This is a genomic window from Streptomyces cavernae (genome assembly GCF_004023625.1).
GTDB classification, from domain to species: Bacteria; Actinomycetota; Actinomycetes; order Streptomycetales; family Streptomycetaceae; genus Streptomyces; species Streptomyces cavernae.
Genome location: NZ_ML137711.1, coordinates 44,848 through 64,707 on the forward strand (window position 1 = coordinate 44,848; position 19,860 = coordinate 64,707).

A 19,860-nucleotide genomic window follows, 5' to 3' on the forward strand; every position below is an offset into this window, starting at 1 on the left:
GAGGCATGCCATTGCCTATGCGTGTGATAGCTCCAGGTCGCCTAGCGACGCTGAGGGAGCGGGCAGGGCTGTCGAAGGCCGAACTCGCCCGGCGAATCGGGGTGTCGACGCGCATGATGTTTTTCTACGAGGAGGGCAGGCACACCCCGACCCCGCAGCGGCTGCAGAAGATGGCGGAGGCGTTGCGCTGCGATGTGGAGGAGCTCACCGGAGTCCGTCGCGGAGAGGAAGGACTCGTCGACCTACGGTTCGCTGCTGGCCTGACACTCGACCAAGCCGTGGAGCTGCTACGCCGCACGACCGTCGGGCGTGACCTTTACCTGTCAGCGCCGCGGCTTTCTGCCTTGGAGCAGGGGCGTCCTGTCCTTGGTCGGAACTGGGGCGATCACGATGTGGTGGGACTGCTTCCCGCCGCGCTGGCCAAAGTCTACGGCGTCCCCGCGCGTATGGTCGTGGACGCCTGGATGCGTACCCGTCCTAATGAGTCGGCGCCGGTGCGCCCGAGCCGCCGGCCGCGCAAGGGCGCGAGTGGCCCGGCCGAGGCTGCCTGGCGGTCATTGAACGAGCGGCAGAGGGTCTACCTCGGGGAGGTCCTGCGGGACGAGCGCATGACGGAGACGGAAATGTGGATGCGCCGGGTCCATCATCTCCCCGTCCCGCGGCCTGCTGAGTGGCGCAAGTTGCCCCTCGCTCTGCATGCACCTGCACGAGTCGTGGGCTACACGCGGCTGCAGGAACGGCTACGGAGCAATGGCGTCCACGACCCCGGAGCCGGTGCGACGGTGCATGCCTTGGAACGCCGCGAACTGTTGATCACCAGCACTGACGTGGTGCAGCACCCAGCAGCGGGTGAAGTGACCCGAGTTCGGGTCGAGATGACGAAGCAGGGTAGGGCAGTCGCCCGCGCTGGGCTGGGTGAACCCGCAGAGCAGCAGCCTGACATGCCACTGCTGTCCGAGTGGCTGTGGGGTGTCATGGCCCGGGTGGCCGCGGCAGGCCCGGATGGTTTGGAGCGGGACGCGTTGTCCGGCCGGGCTCCATTTTACCTGGGCGTCGGCTACAAGAGCAGGTCCGCTGGGCGGCCGAGCCGCGGATTCATCGATGAGGTGCCAGTACTTGCTGCCGACGGGAGTCACGTCGTCGGCTACCGGTGGAAGCTGACCCCGGTCGGCCTGCGGCACGCAGCTGAGTACCTGGCCGAGTACCGTCGGCGGTACCCACGGGTCGATACCACGGTCGTCGCGGCGCTCGCTGACGAACACTCATAATGCGTCTGTTGCACACGAGGCCAGACCAATTGTCAGTGGCGGCTCTTACCCTCTGGGTTCATGGAGAACGCGACGAGCGATGACGTTCGGCCGGTCGATGAGCTCTGGGTGAAGTCCCTAGTGGCGCGCTCGGTGCTGCGTGCAGCTGACGCGATGACGGCTCCCGGGGTGACGCCCTCCGCCCGCCTCGGGACTTTGATGGAGTGTCACGGCGCGTTGTTGGCCGCGCGTGGTCCGGGAAGCGCATTGTCGTTCGCTGACTTTCGGCGCCAGGTGCGCGGTGATCCTTCCCAGCTCTTGCCCGAAGGGATCCCAGGGTGGGATGTAGACGAACTGCGCGCGGTCGATCCTGACGGGCACGTCACGGAGGATGCTTTCGATATCGATGCAGAGCAGCGCCTGGTGCTCCGCGTTCTGCAGAAGAGCAGGCGGGGCACAGGTCTGATCAGCGCGCGGGACTTGGACGACGAGGTCGCGCAGGAGACGGCCTTCGCCCAGCTGTGCAAGGCGGGTAACCAGAAGGTCTACGAGACCGGACGTACCGATCTGATTCGCTACCCTGCAGGCCCGGTAAGCGAGTTGAGTGAACTGCGGCTGCCGCCTCTGGTCGCGGACTTGTACGAGGACATCCCCTACGCCTCGACGTACCGGGGTTGGTGGTTCGCCTGCCCGGTATGCCGATGGCCGATGCACATCGCGCTGCGCCGCAAGGCGGGCCAGGAGATTGGTGTGGTCGCCTGCTGGCACAAGCCGCACCAGGAGATGGGCGCTGCTTACCGCTTCCGTCCCGGTGACGGGATAGTTCCGCCCGAACTACTGCCGGAACCGCCGCCACCACCCCCGAGTGATCGGGAAGCCGTCCTCAGACCCGAGCTGGAGGACGTGCCGGAGGCGAAACCGGTCGAGGGACATAAGGCCCTGGTACGGGGAGTGTGGCGGTACACCTGCGTCCCCGGGCTGGCGGAGCTGGCGCTGCGAGACCGGCTGGTAGAGCGCGGCCTCAAGGTGGATCTGTGGCCGGCCCTGGATGCCTACGACCTTTGTGTGCACGTCGGGCGTAAGCGGGCACGGAAGAAGGAGCAACTGCGCGTCGACGTGAAGGACTACACCTCGGGCACCGCGCTCGCACAGCTGATTCACGCGCAGGAAGGCGACAGCGGGGGAGCGGAGTGGCTGGTGGTTCCAGACCACCGGGCCATCCAGGTGCCCCTGCTGTCGGGAGTGGGGGAGAGGTACGGACTGAAGGTGACCACCGCGTCCGAGTTCGGCGAGAAGGTCTGCGAGCGTTCGGGGGTGGCCTGGGCGTGAGCAAGTCATCCGTGGAGAAAACAGTCCTATGCGCCACGCTCGCACTGGCCGCCCACTACTTCCCTGACACGTCGGTGGGTGGCGACGCGCCCGCAGCCCCTTTCCGTAAGGCGGCATTTCTGCTGTCCGGGCAGTTCCGGGCCTGGGACCGGTGGCCGGAGCTGACGAGCGAAGAACGCCGCCGCATCGTCGACGTGTTCAGCAACGCCCCCGGCAGGCTCGGCGACGTACGAACCTTCACTCTGGCAGCCCGCGCACTGCTCGCGGCTTTCGACGACGAGCACCTGGGTGAGTCCCAGAAACTGCTCACCTTCGAACCGGCGGGCGGCGACCCGCTCACCGCCGAGGCGGCCATCCCCAGGGTCGGCGGTGACCTGCTTGCCTTCGTCGACCGCCAGATCGCCCGGTTCCGCCGGCCCAGCGCCAGGCCGAAGCCTCCCGAGTTCGCCGGCCCCGGAACCTGGAAGACGGGCGAGATCTACGTCCCCCAGGTCGGGCAGGTTCACGGCCAGCTGACGATCCCCACCTATCCCGGATTCACCGAGGCATTCGGCCACGACCACCTACCGCACATCGACTCCGCACCCCCACTGGACGACCTCCATATCCCCACGGAGGACCTGCTTGAGCTGGCCGCGCAGATCGAGAGCGGCGAGCCGCAGGAGAAGCGCTACCTCCACGCCACGCTCAAGGGACTGTTCTTCGTCCTGCAGACGTCCGACATCATCAGCCCGCAGGAAGCGCTGCGGATGACAGCGGGCGGCCTGGAGATCTTCCACGCTCCGACCGGGACGGGAAAGAGCGTCCTCGTGCGCGTCCTGGCCGCATGGTTCGCCAAGCAGCAGTACCGGGTCACCATTGTTCTGCCCGACATCAAGGCGTGTCTGGCCATGACCCGCAAGATCCAGTTCGACTTGCGCGTCCTACAGGACCTCGACGTCATCAAGCACGAGACTGGTTGCGCGCACCTGATGTCGTCCTCGGGCATGCACGAGCGTGCGCACAAGCTGGCCCGTCTCATCGACGAGGACCCGCAGTCGCCGGGAGAATGGGGCGAGAACGGCGAACGGGACGTGGACCCGCTCTCCTACGGATGCGCCCAGCGACCGCTGCTGGAGTCCAGCGCCGACTATCCGCCTGGCCGCGAGCCCTGTCTGTCCCTGTTCCGGCAGGGCGTGGGCGCGTCCGCTTGTCCCTGGATTCCCACCTGCGGCAAGTTCGCTCCTGTATACGAGGCGTGCTCGGCGCACGTGGTAGTGACGAATCACTTCGCCTTCCTCCAGGGCAACTTGCGTATCGGCGTGAACCTCGACGGACGGCCCGTCAGTGGGGTGAGTGTCGCCGAGTTCGCGTTGCGCACCTGCCACGCCGTCCTCGTCGACGAGGTCGACCAGTTCCAGTCGAGGGCAGTGGACCGATGCGCCGGCGAAGCCGTCCTGCACTCGCGACGGCACTGGACAGCGGCTCCGCAGGAGATGGACACGGATGCGAAGCGGCTGCCGGTCTCGGACGAGGCGGACCTGCTGCCGTCGGTCGGCCAGGTGCGGCTGATGGCGGAGTTCCTGCTGCTTGCCGTGTGCAGCAGCGCACTGCGCCTGGACGTCATGGACGACGAGCGCGCCCAGAACCGTGTCCCGGACCGGACCGGGCTGCGGTGGCACCTGGCTCGTGGGCGGGACCGGCAGTTGGTCCGCCTGCTCTGGCCCGACCTGGACGCTTCCGCGGACGCGGATCTACCGGCCGACCTCGCTCTGCGTCTCCAGGACCTCATGCCCGCTCGCTACCTGCAGCCACGTATCGCAGAAGCCGACCCGACAGAGGTGGGCTGGGACGAAGTACGCCGGGCCCTGGAAGCGTTGGTGGCCCCGCGCGGCCAACAGCTGCTGGACGCGGTCAAGCTCGATCTGCACCGGCTGCTGGAATCACGGGTGAAGGACCCGCACCGACGCGCTCAAGCGGTCAACCTCCTCGTCACCCGGGCGACCATGACCGAGCTGGATGAAGCGCTCTCCGAACTGCGTGCCTGCGCTCAGCACTACCGCTCCTCCGGGCTCCGCTCCGCCCAGCGGATCGCGGAGACGCTCAGCCCGAGCGCCGTCACGGCCGTCCTGCCGCTCGGCCTGCTGGGCCGCTCTCTCACGGGATACCGAGTGACCGGCCTTGACGACCGGGAGCGCAGCGCCGAACTCGTCGCGCAGAGCATCGCTGGCGACCCGCACACCTTCACCGCCGAGCTGGGCGGCCTCGTCTCGCTTTGCCTGGCCGATGTCGAGCGTCCCGTCATGGGACTGTCCGCCACCGCGTACTTCCCCCAAGCGGTCCGCGAGCACGTCCACGCGCCCGTGCGCTGGTGGATGACTGACGCCCAGGCCCGCTCCATCCGCGCCCGGCGCCACCGCATCGAGTACGGCGAGGGCCACCCCCTGTACGGCGAGCCGATCAAGATCTCCGGCCAGCATCCCAGCCGCAAGAAGGGCGCCCTGATCGAACTCGGCACACAGCTTTACGACCAGTACATCCACCGGGAGCTGGAGCGGCAGCGCGCCAAGGACAAGGACCGCGCGCACGTCCTGGTCGTGGCCAACTCCTATCAGCAGTGCGCCTGGCTCGCCCGAGGAATCGCCCAGGCCGGCGTATACCGAGAAGGGCTCTGCGTTGCAGTAAGGGACGGCGACCGGCACAGCCCAGACCCGGACCTGCCGCGCGAAAACATCGCTACGCGCCTCACTGCCGAGCAGTTCGAGGACTTCCCCCAGCACGGCAATGTCCTGGTTGTTCCCCTGTCCCTGATCGCCCGCGGTCTGAACATCGTCGTCGGCATCCGCTCCGCCGTGCGCTCGGTCTACCTCTGTGTCCGACCTCTGGCGCTGTTCGCTGAACCCGCGGAGATGTACGCCAGCGTCAACGCCGCCGGGCTACACGCGCTCTCGGCGGGTGGCACCGCCGATCCCGACGACGCGCTGGAGGAGGCACGCGCCGCCGCGTGGCAGCGGCTCGAACTGATCCTGCGTGCGGCACCCCAGTTCACATCCATGCCCAAGTCGCTCCAAGAGGAGGTGGTCGCGGGCGTCGTCGTCGACCTGATTCAGCTGGCTGGACGGGCTCGACGGGGTGGCACCGAGGCTGTCCTTCACCTGGTCGACTACGCCTTCCACGAGGACACCTGGAGTTCCGACCTGGAAACCGTCCTGCGCCGCATCCACGACCAGTGGCCGCCCGCAGTGAAGCGACAGATGAACGACCTGTATGGGGAAGCTCTGAACGCTTTCCTCTCCTACGCAGGCATCGACCCGACCCTCACCCACTGAAAGAGATAGAGACGAGTGAACGACCAGATCCTCGAGCCGGGAAAGTACCTGCACACTCTGGCCTACCGCTGTACTCCCGGGCTGGTGGGGGATGCGACGGTTCACGTGCGCCGACTCGACGCGGAGACTGCCAAGCTGTGGAGCACATTCACTGCTCAGTGCCGAAAACGCTTCGGCAAGGAGGAGGCCCAGGCGCCATACACCATCGCCACTACCGTGCTCCAGGTGATCACCGGCGGGTACGTGTTCTTCGAACCCAAGGGCGCGTCGCCGTTCCTGGTGTCTCGGCGGTCGATCGATAGCGATCTCCTGCGCAAAGCCTTCGCCCTGACCCACGGCCTCGCCCTCGGCGAGCAGGTCGAGATGATCGACCTGCGGCAGCCGCCCGAGCTTGCACGGCGTATCGCGCAGACGCCTGAGCAGGAGATCGCCCTGCACGAGCATCTGGAGGGGGCGGAGGGAGTCCAGCCGGACGCTCCGAACTGGCTTTACAGGAGCGTGAGTTGGGGTCTGGTCGAGCGCCTCGCGGCCGTTCCCTTCCAACTCTCCAATGGTCGAGAGATCACTCTACGTCCCGATACCACTGGCGGACTGGTCGCGTTGGACGACGCCTGGGAGAACGAGGGTGGCGGGCGCTACGCCGTGTGCCGCACTGCGGTGCGTCTGAAGACTCTGCCGAACGTCCAGCATCCCGTGCTGCTCCTGGACTCGCGCGTCTCTCGCATCTCATCCTCGCTGATCTTCAGCTCCACAGCTCTGGCCGTCCAGCCCGGCGAGGGACGACCGGTACTGGAGGTCAAGCTCAATGGGCGCGGCGGGGCGAAGACGATCCCCCGGCAGGCACTGGAGGCGCTTGGCCGATTGGAGATGGACTACTCGATTCTCCAGTCCATCAAGAAGCGTTCCGAACATGAGCAGAAACTTCGCGAACGGGCCCGAGCCTTCAAGGAGAAGCTGCAGTTCCCACGTGTACACCCCGGCCAGATTTGGCCCATTCCTGCGAAGAACTACAAGCACCCCATCGGAACCGGCGTCGGCATGCACCACCTGCGGCTCCTGCGCGCCCACGCGGATGCTGTCTTCGGAGAGGAAGCCCAGCGCCTGCCCTTGCGCCAGTCTGCGATGACTCTGCCGCGCCGCCCTACTGCTCTCGAGACGGTCACGGCCCAGGAACTGAAGCGTCGCAAGGAAGAGCGGGAGCGGACCGGTAGTAAGGAACCGCTGCGCTCCCGCGGCAGCCTCTTCCCGTCAGCAGAATCGCTCTGTATCTCCGTGGACGAGGCTGGCTTCAAGAAGCTTCGCATCGCCTGCCTTTGGTACAGGGACGAGACCCGGCAGCGCATGCTGCAGACGTTCTGTCGCGCGTTCGGGCTTGACCCTGTCGGCCTGGACACCCAGGAAGGCGTCGAGGTCGATCTCTACCAGGGCCGCATCACGGCCGTGTTCTACTACGCGCCGGGCTTCCTGCGGCCGGGGCGCGGGAGGGACCGCGCAGAGGCCCTGGAGCCTCTTGTCGCTTCGCTCAGGCCCCGCGACGGAATCCTGGTCGGCTCTTGGTGTGAGACCGAACTCCCGCACGCAGACGACTTCCCCAGCATCGATGCCCGCGATTTTGACGATTTCGATGCCAAACCGCAGACGAAGGCTGTCCTGGCTCGCCTCGACGTCCCGTCGCAGTACCTGATGGGCCGTGGGAAGGACGGGGTCATCGAGCCGGGCGGCGAGGATCACCCGGCACAGATGGCGCTGCTCGACCTGTACCGCTCGCTCGGCGTCACCGACGAACGGATCTCTAACGCCCTTCAGAGCAAGGGCGGATATCCGGTCGAACAGATCGCGCATGTCGGCGTGCACGTGCGACAGCAGAACCGTCGCTACGGCGAGAAGGGCGAGCCCAAAATCGTCATCACGGCCACCGCACTGGTCCCGCCACAGGCTTCGGAGGGGGCATGGTCCCTTCTCGGCTGGAGCTCCACGGCCCCGGTGTGGCGGCCGTACCGCTCAGCTCAGAACGCCTTCCACGCCCACCCGTATCCCGAACCCTCTGCAGAGATGACGAGCTATCGGCAGAAATGGGACGGTGCCGCCGACATGGTGGAACGCGCCCTTGGCGACCTCGTCGACGAATTGGACGGCGTTCCGTACACGGTCACTGTGGACGCGCAGTCCGCGCGACGGATGTGGGACGGCCTGCAGAACGTGCGCCTTGGTGAGCAACACGCAAAGACAGGAACTGACAGCAACCGCAGCCGGTATCAGCTCCCTGGGGAACGGCTCGGTGGGCACGCACCGCTTGCCGTTATCCGTCTCAACACGGAAGACGAGGAGGTACCGCAGCCCGTCAGCGTCACCCACATGGGCAAGAAGGAAGGTGCCGAGCCGGTCGAGAGGGACACCTCGACGCTGCTCTTCGAAGTCGCTACGGACTTCGGTACGCCCGTATGGCTGCTATGCAACGTGCCCCGCGCCTTTGACGGCAGTGGTGCTGGCCGGCTGGGTTCCAAGCGCACCCGGTGGGAGGCGGAGAAGTCGGTGCAGTCAGAAGACCGGTCGGAGCGTCGCAAGGGCGAGATGCCGCAGAACTTCTACGCCATGACTGCCACGGAGATCCTCCCCATCGGGGGACCGTCCGACGCGGCGCGTGAGGCGCTGGCGGCCATGACCGCCCGCCTCTGCCACCAGACCCTCTTCTGGTCCGACCGGGCCCGCTACCCGGTGCCGCTGCACGCGGCACGGCAAATGGACCTCGACCACCCGCAATACCGGCGCGAGGTGGCCGATGCGGAGCCAGGGAGTGGGGACGAAGCAGCAGAGGGAGAAGCCACGGAGTAGAAGAGCTAGGTGTATTGCCCTGAGAGGTTGGGGACGCGGGTGGTGGCGCAGTGGACTCCAATGCCCGCGTCGCCCCACTCCGCCTCGCCCCACTCCTGTAAAGGGTTGCCACCAACACGCTTTCCAAATATTTGCCCGGCTGTTCGGCGAGGGACGGAGGCGTCCTGACCTGCGGTGGAGCGGGTGCTGGTGGGAGTTTCGGACGCCGCCGGACGGGGGGAATGAGACCAAAACTGAGACCAGAGTGGTCGACGTTAGACCCAGTCACAGGCCCTGTTGACGTTCCGCTGCCGCTAGGGGACCCGCGGAGGACGCACCCCGATGCGTGTTGATTGGCCTCGGAGCAAGCGGGGGCCCTGCCATTGGCCCCAGTGGGTGGGACGGGCGGCTCGCCGAGACGGGAAGGATGCCCGCGCACCTGTATGGATATCTGCCCCGGTGTCGCCGGGACTTGGTGGGATGTCTCATGTATCCAATTATGAAAAGAAACTGACCACACACCACGTCCGGCGCTAGCGTCACAGATGTCCCTGTGGGCCTAACAGCCCCGTACCTTTGCATCCCTGGACGCTCGTGAAGATCAAGCGCGTATGTATCGAGAACTTCTGCTGCTTGCGCACGCTGGATGTCTCCTTCGATGGCATCACCTCCCTCATCGGCCCCACGGGCGTCGGCAAGTCCACCGTGCTGCGCGCCCTTGACTGGTTCTTCAACGGGGACAAGGGCGGAGGAGTCGGAGAAGAGGACGTTCACTCGGCGGCGCAGGGCAAGCGGATCCGTGTGGAAGTGGAATTCGACGGGCTGACGGCTTCCGACCGCACCGCGTTGGGCTACTACGCGCCCGACGGGGTTGAGACGGTGCGGATCTGGCGTACCTGGGAGGACGGGGACGATCGGATCACCGGGAAGGCCCTGGCGTACCCGCCGTTCGACGAAATCAGGCGGCTTGAGGGGAAACGCGAGAAGCACACCGCGTACAAGGCGCTGCGGGAGAGCGTCCCCGGGCTGGACCTGCCTGCCACAAAGGGCTGGGACGATGCAGAGGCCGCCATGCGCATCTGGGAGTCGAAGAACCGCGATCGGCTCGCCGAAACGGACGTCGAGGGCACGCAGTTCTTCGGGTTCGCCGGCCAGGGGCTGCTGGCCAAACTGATCGACTTCGTGTTCATCTCCGCCGACCTGCGCGCATACGAGGAGGCGGACGACAACAAGGCCACGGCGGTGGGCCGCATCCTTGAGCACGCGGTGGACCGTTCTGAGGCCGACGCTCGGTTCACCTCGATCGAGGACGACGCGCAGATGGCTCGCGAGAAGGTGCACGAGGAGATCTACGGGCCGATGCTGAAGAGGCTGTCGGGTTCGCTGTCCGACGAAGTCGCCAAATTCAGCACGGGGCGGCACATCGTCGTGAAGCCTGTGGCTCAGACTCCGAAGCCGGCCAAAACGACTTTTGCGGTCAGTATTAAGGACGGCGCGGCCATGACCTCGGTGCGTCGCCAGGGGCACGGCTTCCAGCGAGCGCTGATCATCGCCGCGTTGAAGTACCTTGCGGAGACTCGTCGGCCTGAGGACGGGACCCGGTCGCTGTGCCTTGCGATCGAAGAGCCGGAGCTCTTTCAGCACCCCGCGCAGACAAGGGTCTTTGCCCAGGTTCTGCGCGGCCTCGTCGCTTCGGCAGTGGACCGAACGCAGGTGATGTACGCGACTCATAGCCCGGTGTTCATTGACCCCCGGAGCTACGAGCAGATCCGTCGGCTGGCCAGGGTGGGCAGCGGGGAACACCCCGAGGTCACGGTGCGGCAGCTGTCCGAACAGGAGCTCGCCCAGTCTCTCAACGGCCGAGTGTCGGAAAAGTCCATCCGGCGTCATGCGACTACGCGCTACGTGAAGGACTTGGCAGAGGGGCTCTTCGTCCCGGCTGCTGTGCTCGTTGAAGGAGAGGCGGACGAGGCGGTCATCCTTGGTTTTGCGGAGCAGCAGGGTCTAAGCCTTGGCGCGAACGGCATCAGCGTGATCAATGTGGAAGGCAAGGACAACCTCATCCTCGCCCACGCCATCCTGAGTGGCTTCGGTGTCAAGTGCTACGTTGTCTTCGACGGTGACGCAGGGCCAAAGGCATTGGCCGGCAAGGCTGAGGCTGTCCGTGCGGCGGGTGAGAAGAACATGAACATTCTTGGCTACCTGGGTGCTTCGGCCAACGCTCGGCCGGTCACCGCGTGCGAGGCGACTCATACGGTGTTCGAGGATGACCTGGAGGCGTACCTCGCCGAGCACTGGCCGGCGTGGACTGAGCGGCGCAAGGAGCTGGCGAAGCAGGGCGATGGTTACGTCGCCGACTGTAAGCACGCCCCGACGTATGCCGAGGCTGCTCGTACTGCCGGGGGAGAGCCGAAGCTCCTGTACTCGTTGCTGGAGAACGTGATGGCGCTGGTCGGTTAAAGCGGTCAGCCCGGCTCCAGCTCCTCCTGGAGCCGGGCGAGGACCATGGCTAGCCGCTGCGCGTTGACGGGCACAGTGCGCCGGGTGCCCGACGAACCCGCTGCTGCGCCGCCGACGGATTAGTTCCTGCCGTGACACCGACTCTTGAGCCAAGTCAGGCTCCCCCAAAACCCCCGAGCTTCAAAGTGTCGCACCTGGACGGGCTCCGGGGGAGAAGTACCGTGGCGGTCCCCAATATGCGTGATGTGGTGGGCGGAAGCGTTCGTCGGCAGGCAACGTGAGCAGTGTTCAGCGGGACGACGAGGCTGTCTCTCAGGCGCTGTGCACCACCCTCTCGGAGGTGTCTCGGCCGACGGACTCCCGAACTCCGGCGACGAGACACAAGCTGGGACGTCGTACACGGCACAGGCGTCGCTCGACGTCCGTTTAATCATTTCTACGACCTAACCGTGTTGCACTATTGTCGGGTTTGCGCCGCCCCTTTGCCACTTCAGAGAGCGGCGCCGCCTGCTGCTCCCAGTGCATCGTTGAGGCCCTTGTGCGTATCTCCGAGATCGTGGTCACCGACTTCAAGGCGATCCGCCACGCGAAGCTGACGGAGCTGGACACGCAGCCGTACACGCTAATTACCGGGCAGAACGGTGCTGGTAAGACCGCGATGTTCCAAGCCCTGCACCTGATCACGCGCGCAGGGCAGCTGCAGCCGCGTCCAGAGTTGGTACGGCTGGGCCAGGACAGAGCCGAGATCGAACTGTCCTTCTCGCTTAGCGACGAAGAGTTCCATCGTGTGAATCTGCATCATCGATCCGTGTTCGGCAGGTCTGCCGAACGGATGGACCGGTACCGCCGGGTCGCACAAGTGGATAAAGCAGGAAAAGTATCCTTCTCGGACTCGTCCGTTGTCGCCACTTTCTTCGATCCCGTCTTCCGAGCCGGTAATAGCTTCCCGGACATCACTCTCCTCGGTGCCGCCGAAGACGGTCGGGTAGGAGCCACGTCCGCCTATGGGAGTGCCGGTGTCCTGCCGGGCGGGTTTCCACCCGGCTCCCCGGCTGCCGATGATCTGACGCGCCGTCTCACAGCGTTGGATTACTGCTCGCTGGTGAAAGCTCGGCACAGCGGGGGTCTCGACGACGCCTACGAGCAACTGGCAGCGACGTTCCGCGAGGCAACGGGTAAAACGCTGCTACGCCCGCAACCGATCGGCGGCTTCGGGGCTACCCGCATCGAAGTTGCGACGGTGGATGGTCGGCACCCCGTCAGCGAGCTTTCCAGTGGAGAGGCTGGCCTGCTCGGACTGTTGTGCGCACTCCATCAATCAGCTCACGACGGAAGTGTGCTGCTGCTCGATGAGCCCGAGCAGCACTTGCATCCGGCCCTGCAGATGGCGTTTCTGCGTGCGGTGCGATCCCGCGCCCGCCGGACCCAGACGATGATCGTCACCCACTCGGTGAAGATCGTCGCTGCTGCACATCCGTCGCAGGTCTACCAGATGCTCGGTGGCGAAGCCACCGACCAAGCCCGACGAGCCGCCAGTGTCTCTTCGCTGGCAGGTGTGATTGCCGACATGGGCGTCGACGAGGCCGACCTGCTCCTCAAGGGCGGACGCCTGGTCGTGGAGGGCGACAGGGACGAGGACTATCTGGAGCGTCTGTTCCCCGAGGAACTGGAGAACGTGCATGTGATCAAGGCAGGCAGCTCCGGCCAGGTGCTTGCCCGTCACCGGATGCTGACCGACGACCTGAGTTCACTGCCCTGGATGTGCCTCATCGACCGCGACCTGATGAGCGACACCCAGGTTCAGAAGCACCAGCGGGACTACCCCAACCTTCATATCTGGCCCCGTCGGGCACTGGAGAGCATGCTTCTGGACCCTCCCCTTGTCGCAGCGGTGCTGGGATCCCTCGGCCGCCCGACCTCGCTCGACGAGGCTGAGGCTCTGCTCCGCGCCGCAGTAGACCCACTAGCGGACGATGTCGTCACCGACATGCTCGCGGGTGAGCTGGCCAACCGCTTCCCATTGCCGCGTCCGGACAAGAGGGACGGCATCCGAGGTCTCAAAGAGCAATATGCGGCCTCCGCGCGTGCCATGAAGGCACGGAGCGAGGCCGTAGATGCCGTCCACCAGGAGGTGTCCGCGCAAGTAAGGGAACGCTGGGAGCGTGACCGGTTCGTCTTGGTTGACCCCAAGAAGGCGCTGGGTGCCCTGGCGAGGGAACTCAACCTCTTCCGCAAGGCACAGGATCTTACAAACGCGTTGATCGCCAGTGCTGGCGCAGACCCCGCCGTAAGGCCACGGCCCCTAGAAGAGTTTCGGCTTCGGCTAGTCCGAGCCCTGGAAGGGCCGCTCCAGTACGCCACGGAGTCGAACCGCAACCACACAAAACAACTCAGTTCGGCTCCAAGTTCTGCAGTCACCAAGTGAGGGCTGCCGCTGCCTTCCGTTCACCCTCGGTCTGACTGCGTCAGCGCCCAGCGCAACATTCATTGGCCACGGCACAACTGTGTGCTGTGACCGCCCCGGCCGAGCCGACCGTTCTGTCGAGGGCCACGTCGATCGGCTTCGCTATGTCCCTGATGGTGCTTCCAGGGCCGGGGTGGCTCGGAGGCGCCAGCAGGGGGCGTTGCGGATCACGCGCCATCATCAGGTCCACGGCACCTTCCCTGACAGCCCGATCCAGCCATGGCCGACTCCCGCCCTTCTCGTGCCGCCTCGGGCTGCTCAGACTGCCGTACATGGACCTGCGGGGGAGGGCTTCGATCGTGACTAGGCGTGGACAGGGTGCGGCTGCTCGCAGGCGGCGAATGGCGCGTCTGAAGGCGGTGGCGGTCGGCGGTGTCCTGGTGCTGGTTCTACTCGTGGTCTTCTGGTCGGTCGTGTGGCCGTACGTCACTGGGGCTGTGCTGTTTGGCGGCGTCGCGGCGGCGGGATGGCGGCTGTGGCGTACGGACCGGCTGGTGCGTGGGCAGGACCGTCTCTGGCGGCAGGAAGAGGCGGTGAAGGCCGGCCACCGGACACTCGCCGAGGCGGACGGGATGACCGGCACCGAGTTCGAGGAGCTGGTGGCCCGCCTGTGCCGACGGGACGGGTGCAGTGACGTCCGGCGGGTGGGTGGTGCCAACGACAACGGCGCCGACGTCGTCGGCCGCCTTCCGGATGGCCGGAGCGTGGTGATCCAATGCAAGCGCTATGCGCCCAGCAGCACCATCGCGAGCCGCGAACTTCGCGATCTGCTGGGCGCCAAGGTGCACTTCGGGGCCGACCTGGCCGTGTTCGTCACGACCACGCGGTTCAGCCGCCCTTCCGAGAAGTTCGCGCTGCAGCACGGAATCCTCGCCGTGCACCGGGATCACCTCGGCGTGTGGAACAACGGGGCCTCCCTGCTCTCCCTGACAGAGGTGAACGGCGAAGGGCAGGGCGACTCCCGTCACCGAGCACGCTGGAAGCGCGCGTACGGGAGATGACCGGCCTCGGGGGTGCGCGAGTCCGGTCATGTCGGACGTTTCGCAGCGCGGCCTCAGTTAGCGCCACGCCGGTCGTGAGACCCGAGACGCCTACGTCCACGACGACGACCGCCACGGCTCTCTCCTCACGCCCCAGCTCTCTGCTCAGCCCCGACGCTCGCCGATTGCCCCGCTGGCGATTCCGCCAACCAGCGCGCGCATCGCCGCTTTCGAGAACAGCAACGGACGACGGCCGATGTCCTTAGAGTCGCGCACTGCTGCGTGTCCGCCCAGTTCCGCGACTTCCAAGCAGTCGTTCGCACCCCCGCTGTACGAGCTCTTCCGCCACCACGCGTGCGTGAGATCGACGTCGTGTGGAGCTGCCGTGGCGTCGTGCGGGGCGGCCATGCTGAGCGTGCTCACTCTTCGAGCTCCTTGCTGATGCGTGCGATGCGGGTGCGGGTCTCCGACGGGTCGAGGGCGGAGCTTCTCAACTGGCCGAAGATGTCCGTATAGTTATCCACGTCTTCCGTGGATTCGAGATACACGGAGTTCTTGGGATTCTCCAGCCACACCAGGTCCGGCGTGGGGGGCGGGAAGGTCAGGATGACGAACGGGCCGTACAGCCCGGGATGCGCGCCGAGCAAGAACGGCAGCAGTTGCACGGTGACGTTCGGACGCTCGCTCGCCTCTACCAGCTTCCGCATCTGGTCGCGCATCACTTCGACGGAGCCGACCGTCCTGCGCAGCACGGCTTCGTCGAGGATCGCCCAGAGTCTGGCGGGGGCCTCACCACCCAAGCGGCCGTTCTGCCGCTCCATGCGGACCCTGACCAGAGCCTCGACCTGCGGCGGGGACAGGTCCTTCCTCATCTGGGAGATCACAGCGCGGGCGTAGTCCTCGGTCTGGAGCAGTCCCGGCACGAGCATCGGCTGGTAGCTGGCGAGGTGTGTCGCGCCGGCCTCCAGCGCGAGGTATCCGTCGTAGCGGGTCGGGGTGAGCACTGTCGAGTACTTCCGCCACCAGGGCTTCTGCTGCTCCTTGTCCGCCCGTACGAGATCGAGCACGTCGGCGCGCCGGTCCTCGTCCTTGACGCCGTACAGGTCCAGCAGAGCCCGGACGAGGACCGGCGTCGTACCGCGTTCGCCGTTCTCGATCCGGCTCAGCGACCCCTGATTAACCTCCAGTTGGTCGGCGACCTCGGTGAGGGTGAGCCCGGTCGCGTCACGCAGTTCCTTCAGCCGTGCCGCGAGCTGTCGCCGGTACACCGACTGCGGGACCAGGCTTCTCTTCAAGGCCATGCCGGAAGTCTCTCCGTACCGGCGACACCTCTACAACCCATACGGGTCAACTTCACCAGACATATTGCCTAGTTGGTAGTTGCGTCGGCATGCTGTCAGGAGTCGCGGCGCGCGTGGGCACGGGCGTGCGCCGCAGCCGACCGATGGGCGAGCATGGCCACGACCTCGCTACCGGCACGCGCCTCCGCGTCGGTCCTGCACGCCGCACCAGGAGGGGTGGGCCATGCCACGGACAACGCTGCTCCGGCAGCTGCTCCAGCAACGGCACCTGACGACACACGAGGCTTTCGCCGCCCAGTACGAGCGGGCCGCCGCCCGGTTGGCAGAGCTCGACCGCGACCCCCGCCTTGCCTCCCTCCAGGTCTCTCCACGCCAGTTCGACCGCTGGTACGGCGGGGAGTTGCTGACTCTGCCCCGTCCTGACGCCTGCCGAGTTCTGGAGCACATGCTGGGCAGACCCGTGTCCGAGCTCTTCTCGACGGCGTACGACGGCGACTCCGGACATGGCCGCGACGAGGAGTCGAGCACGGGCCAGCAGGGGACGAGTGCGCCTCCGCCACGCGAGGACGACGAGAACCCACTGGACATCGTCACCCGGACCCGCCAGCTCACGGCCAGCAACGCCGACGACGCGACGCTCGCCTTCCTCGACTCCTCGCTGGAGGGCATCGCCAGCCGGTACGAACAGGACGGGCCGTACGTCCTCCGCCCCCAGGCCCGCCAGGTACGGCAGCTCGCCCACACCCTCCTCGACGGCCGCCAGCCCCCACGCACGCGCCGGGAGCTCTTCCGCCTCGCCGCCCGCGCCTCCAGCCTGCTCGGCTACATGGCGGTGAACACGGGCGACTTCGCGCTCTCGGAGGCGTACTGCACCGAGGCCCGGGATCTCAGCCGTGAGATCGGCGACCTGGACACCGACCTCTGGGCGTGCGGCACGCTCTCCTTCAGCCTCTACTACGCCGGCCGGTACGACGAAGCGGACGCCTGCGCGGCTGCGGCCGTCGAGCGAGCCCCGCGTCACGCCCAGTGCATCCGCCTGCTCGCCAACGGCCGGGCCCGGGCCCTCGGCAAGACCGGCGACCGGCGTGCCGTCGAGCAGGCCATCGGACAGGCGCTCCGCCTCTCCGACCTCCACGAGGTACCCGTCGGGTTGACCTCCTGCATCTCCTTCGAGCCGTACGGACGGGCCCGGACGCTGGCCAACGCCGTCACGTCACACGTGGCGCTGCGCAACACGGCCCAGGTCCTGCGCGACGCCGAGCACATCGACGATCTGGTGGAGCACTCGACCTCCTCCTGGAGCCGTTCGCTCGTACGCCTCGACGTCGCCACCGCGCTGCTGCAGCAGCGCACGCCCGACATCGACCACGCGATGGCGCTGGGCCGTGAGGCCCTGCGGCTGTGCGGAGACACACCGATCAGCTCCGTCTACCAACGCTCCCGTGACCTGCATGAGCAGGCCGGGCCGTGGCGTGATCACCCGGCGGTACGCGATTATGGCGACGAGTTCCGGACCTGGAGCTCGCAGCCAGCGGCCCTGGCCATGGCGTCATCCGCGTCGTAGGCGCCGAGGGTGTCGTCGCGCTCCGGGGCAGTGTTGCCGAAGGAGTACGTCGGGTGCCCCTGCTCAGCGCCGATCCCGCCGCGTTCCCCGCCGAGCCTCCCGCCGACACGCGCAATCCGGCGGTCACTGCGGCCCACGACTGGGCGGCGTTCAGCGCACTCGACGAGATGACCGACCACTGGGCACGCCCCGGCTGGTCGGACGGCAGTCGCGCGTACTACTGGATGCTGACCTTCCCGGATGATCAGCGGCTCGCGACGCTCGCCGGGCACTGCCAGGAGGAGCTGGCACCCCTCGGCCTCGACCCGGTGCCGACGGACGGATTGCACATTACCCTCGCCCGAGTCGGAACGCCGGGCGTCGTCACCCCGGGCCAGCTGGACAGCCTGGCGCGGGACGCCGAGGCGCTGCTGCTCTCCGCGTTCGCCGTACGCGCCATGCCGCTGGCCGGCTCCCGTGGCGCCGTCCGGCTGTCCCTCGGCCCCTGGGAACCCCTGCTCCGGCTGCACCACGCGCTGGCCAAGGCAGGGAACAGCGTCGGTCTGGCCCCGAAGAAGCCGACGTCCGCTTTCCGGCCGCACCTGAGCCTCGCGTACAACAACCGCCGGCGCCCCGCCGCGCCCGTTGTGGAGACGGTCTCACGGCTTCGCGCTCTACCGGCTGTCGAACTCTCCGTGCCCGCTGTCCAGTTGGTGGAGCTCCGCCGTGAGGGGCGGACGTACCGCTGGGATGTGCGGAAGAGCGTCACGCTCGGGTAGCCCACCGGCGTCCAGGGCGAGAATTACGACCACTTCCTTGCCGATCGCGGTCGGCTGGACGGTCCACGCGGAGGCCAACTCCCCGACGATCAGCAGTCCGAGGCCATTGTCCGTCAGCTGATCCACCGGCTCCTCCGCAGAGCGTGCCCGGACCCTGGAGACATCCCGTCCCGCGTCATGGACCCGCAGTACCGCCACGTCCCGGTAGACCTCCACACACATGCAGTCCGGTCCGCCGGCTGTGTGCCTGAGCGCGTTGCCCACGAGCTCCGAGGCGATCAGAACGGCGTCGTCGACCCGCTCCGGCGCGGCACGTCCATCGAGGAACTCTCGCACGTGTCTGCGCGCGAGGCCCGAAGGCTCGGTGCAATCGGCCAGCTTCACCCAATGACGCCGTACTGGCGTCCGCCTGCAGAGGCGCTCTTCGTCCACCGCGTCCATCGCCGCTTCTCGTTCCCGCTTGGCACTGGACCGATCAGCCTCGCTGCGCCTGAGCCGCAGCGGTACGCCGCGCCTCCGCCTCTTCGCGCGCCGCCGGACGGCGGACGAACGGCGTGCTGACGGCGTACCGCCGCCGACTGCCCCCGGCGAGGCTCTTCGTCGAGACGCCGGTCCTTGGCGTCTCGGCTCACCTGGTTGGAGGTAACGCGGAATGAGCGGCAGTGCGAGGCAGACCGCACCACACGAGGTGCCCCCGGGCACGCGCCTGGTGGTGTACGCCTGCCTACCCGCGTCGCTCGGTGAGGCCGCCGACCACAGCATGGCCAGCGCACGGCGGTACGTGGCCGATGCCGGCTGGGAGGCGATCGAGACGTACGTCGACCGGGCGGCACCGTTCGAGAGCCGCGCCCTGTGCGAGGGCTCGCACAACGCTTTGGCCGCGGTCGAGCAGGGGAAGGCGGCCGGGATCGTCACCCCTCTGCTCGTGATGCTGGGGCATCTGGAGGGGGACAGGGCGAACCTCGCTGCCTGGCAGGCTCGGATCGGAGCGCTGATCACGACCCCGTGGGCGGTCGTCGATGCCGCAGGCGCCACGGTCGCACGGCGGTCGGCGGCGTGATGGCCCGGATGCGGCAACGGTCGCTCCTGCAACTGCTCGACCAGGTCGGATGGGCGCTGCGGCATCCGGCGACGTACGTCGGTCGGTTCGGCTTCGGCACCTTCCAGGTGCTGTTCCTGCCCGTCCTGGTGACCGGCACAACCTTGGCCACGCTCTACGCGGGCCAGTCCCGGTAGCTCCGGCCCGTGTCCTCGACCCCCCTCTCCGGATGCTCCGAATCCATGTCCCCCACGGAATCCGGTCTACCGGAGAGGGGCCGCACCCAAGGTGCGAAGGCAGAAATCCGGCCCTGCGGCAATCCACATGCGGGCCGGGCAGCACGACGAACCGTTCGGATCCTTCCGACAGAAGAGGAAGTGCGATGACCGCAACCATGCTCAGCCCGATCACGACGGCCACCACCGGGGCATCCGCTGTGACGACCGTCCCCGAGGCAACCGCCGACCCGTTCGACGTCGACCTGACCATCGTCACGGAGGTCGGTGCCGACCTGCTCCCCAAGGCGTGCGGTACCGGTGACGGGTGTGCGCCGTCCTGTGCCTCGTCCTGCGCGAGCGCCGTCTGACGGCGGCTCGTGC

14 protein-coding genes are annotated in these 19,860 nt (G+C 67.0%); 12 read left to right on the forward strand and 2 right to left on the reverse strand.

Features of this window, described 5'->3' with window-relative positions:
• Nucleotides 1–17: 17 nt before the first annotated feature.
• From EF387_RS05185 to EF387_RS05215, 7 genes are all read left to right on the forward strand, one after another.
• Complete coding sequence (locus tag EF387_RS05185) at nucleotides 18–1,268, forward strand: helix-turn-helix domain-containing protein (protein WP_238431356.1); 1,251 nt, start codon at nucleotides 18–20, stop codon at nucleotides 1,266–1,268.
• 60 nt (nucleotides 1,269–1,328) lie between these two features.
• Nucleotides 1,329–2,576, forward strand: coding sequence for a restriction endonuclease-related protein (locus tag EF387_RS05190; RefSeq protein ID WP_128375287.1), 1,248 nt, complete (start codon nucleotides 1,329–1,331; stop codon nucleotides 2,574–2,576).
• Nucleotides 2,573–5,884 carry a hypothetical protein gene (locus EF387_RS05195; RefSeq protein WP_238431343.1) on the forward strand — a complete coding sequence of 1,104 codons (3,312 nt, stop codon included), beginning with the start codon at nucleotides 2,573–2,575 and terminating at the stop codon, nucleotides 5,882–5,884. Before EF387_RS05190 ends, EF387_RS05195 begins: the two co-directional genes overlap by 4 nt.
• A 15-nt stretch (nucleotides 5,885–5,899) precedes the next feature.
• Entirely contained in the window at nucleotides 5,900–8,716 is a 2,817-nt protein-coding gene (locus tag EF387_RS47045; protein WP_162467083.1) for an RNaseH domain-containing protein, read from the forward strand.
• Nucleotides 8,717–9,289: 573 nt separating this feature from the next.
• The gene (locus EF387_RS05205; RefSeq protein WP_128375288.1) at nucleotides 9,290–11,155 is read left to right on the forward strand and encodes an ATP-dependent nuclease; all 1,866 of its coding nucleotides are present in this window, start codon (nucleotides 9,290–9,292) and stop codon (nucleotides 11,153–11,155) included.
• A 538-nt stretch (nucleotides 11,156–11,693) separates the two neighbouring features.
• Nucleotides 11,694–13,580 (forward strand): ATP-dependent nuclease, encoded by a 1,887-nt coding sequence (locus EF387_RS05210; RefSeq protein ID WP_162467084.1) that lies wholly within the window; start codon nucleotides 11,694–11,696, stop codon nucleotides 13,578–13,580.
• Between the two features lie 380 nt (nucleotides 13,581–13,960).
• The gene (locus tag EF387_RS05215; RefSeq protein WP_128375290.1) at nucleotides 13,961–14,620 is read left to right on the forward strand and encodes a restriction endonuclease; all 660 of its coding nucleotides are present in this window, start codon (nucleotides 13,961–13,963) and stop codon (nucleotides 14,618–14,620) included.
• Between the two features lie 144 nt (nucleotides 14,621–14,764).
• Here EF387_RS05215 and EF387_RS05220 read toward each other — a convergent pair whose 3' ends face one another.
• Nucleotides 14,765–15,022, reverse strand: coding sequence for a DUF397 domain-containing protein (locus EF387_RS05220; protein ID WP_238431344.1), 258 nt, complete (start codon nucleotides 15,020–15,022; stop codon nucleotides 14,765–14,767).
• Complete coding sequence (locus EF387_RS05225; protein WP_128375291.1) at nucleotides 15,019–15,900, reverse strand: helix-turn-helix domain-containing protein; 882 nt, start codon at nucleotides 15,898–15,900, stop codon at nucleotides 15,019–15,021. The genes EF387_RS05220 and EF387_RS05225 overlap by 4 nt, the downstream gene beginning before the upstream one ends.
• A 223-nt stretch (nucleotides 15,901–16,123) precedes the next feature.
• Here EF387_RS05225 and EF387_RS05230 point away from each other — a divergent pair, with 223 nt between their 5' ends.
• From EF387_RS05230 to EF387_RS05255, 5 genes are all read left to right on the forward strand, one after another.
• Nucleotides 16,124–17,464: a tetratricopeptide repeat protein gene (locus EF387_RS05230; protein WP_128375292.1), complete on the forward strand. Its 1,341-nt coding sequence runs from the start codon at nucleotides 16,124–16,126 to the stop codon at nucleotides 17,462–17,464.
• Between the two features lie 53 nt (nucleotides 17,465–17,517).
• Nucleotides 17,518–18,222: a 2'-5' RNA ligase family protein gene (locus EF387_RS05235; protein ID WP_128375293.1), complete on the forward strand. Its 705-nt coding sequence runs from the start codon at nucleotides 17,518–17,520 to the stop codon at nucleotides 18,220–18,222.
• A gap of 652 nt (nucleotides 18,223–18,874) precedes the next feature.
• Nucleotides 18,875–19,282 carry a hypothetical protein gene (locus EF387_RS05245; protein WP_238431345.1) on the forward strand — a complete coding sequence of 136 codons (408 nt, stop codon included), beginning with the start codon at nucleotides 18,875–18,877 and terminating at the stop codon, nucleotides 19,280–19,282.
• 8 nt (nucleotides 19,283–19,290) lie between these two features.
• Nucleotides 19,291–19,458, forward strand: a complete 168-nt coding sequence (locus EF387_RS05250; protein WP_162467079.1) for a hypothetical protein — start codon at nucleotides 19,291–19,293, stop codon at nucleotides 19,456–19,458.
• A gap of 185 nt (nucleotides 19,459–19,643) precedes the next feature.
• Nucleotides 19,644–19,847, forward strand: a complete 204-nt coding sequence (locus tag EF387_RS05255; protein ID WP_128375296.1) for an FxLD family lanthipeptide — start codon at nucleotides 19,644–19,646, stop codon at nucleotides 19,845–19,847.
• The last annotated feature ends 13 nt before the right edge of the window (nucleotides 19,848–19,860 follow it).

Excerpts from the sequence above, each read along its gene's own strand:
- EF387_RS05185 (WP_238431356.1), top strand. The coding sequence starts at position 18 with ATGCGTGTGATAGCTCCAGGTCGCCTAGCGACGCTGAGGGAGCGGGCA.
- EF387_RS05190 (WP_128375287.1), top strand. The coding sequence starts at position 1,329 with ATGGAGAACGCGACGAGCGATGACGTTCGGCCGGTCGATGAGCTCTGG.
- EF387_RS05215 (WP_128375290.1), top strand. The coding sequence starts at position 13,961 with ATGGCGCGTCTGAAGGCGGTGGCGGTCGGCGGTGTCCTGGTGCTGGTT.
- EF387_RS05225 (WP_128375291.1), bottom strand. The coding sequence starts at position 15,900 with ATGGCCTTGAAGAGAAGCCTGGTCCCGCAGTCGGTGTACCGGCGACAG.
- EF387_RS05230 (WP_128375292.1), top strand. The coding sequence starts at position 16,124 with ATGCCACGGACAACGCTGCTCCGGCAGCTGCTCCAGCAACGGCACCTG.
- EF387_RS05245 (WP_238431345.1), top strand. The coding sequence starts at position 18,875 with ATGAGCGGCAGTGCGAGGCAGACCGCACCACACGAGGTGCCCCCGGGC.
- EF387_RS05250 (WP_162467079.1), top strand. The coding sequence starts at position 19,291 with ATGCGGCAACGGTCGCTCCTGCAACTGCTCGACCAGGTCGGATGGGCG.
- EF387_RS05255 (WP_128375296.1), top strand. The coding sequence starts at position 19,644 with ATGACCGCAACCATGCTCAGCCCGATCACGACGGCCACCACCGGGGCA.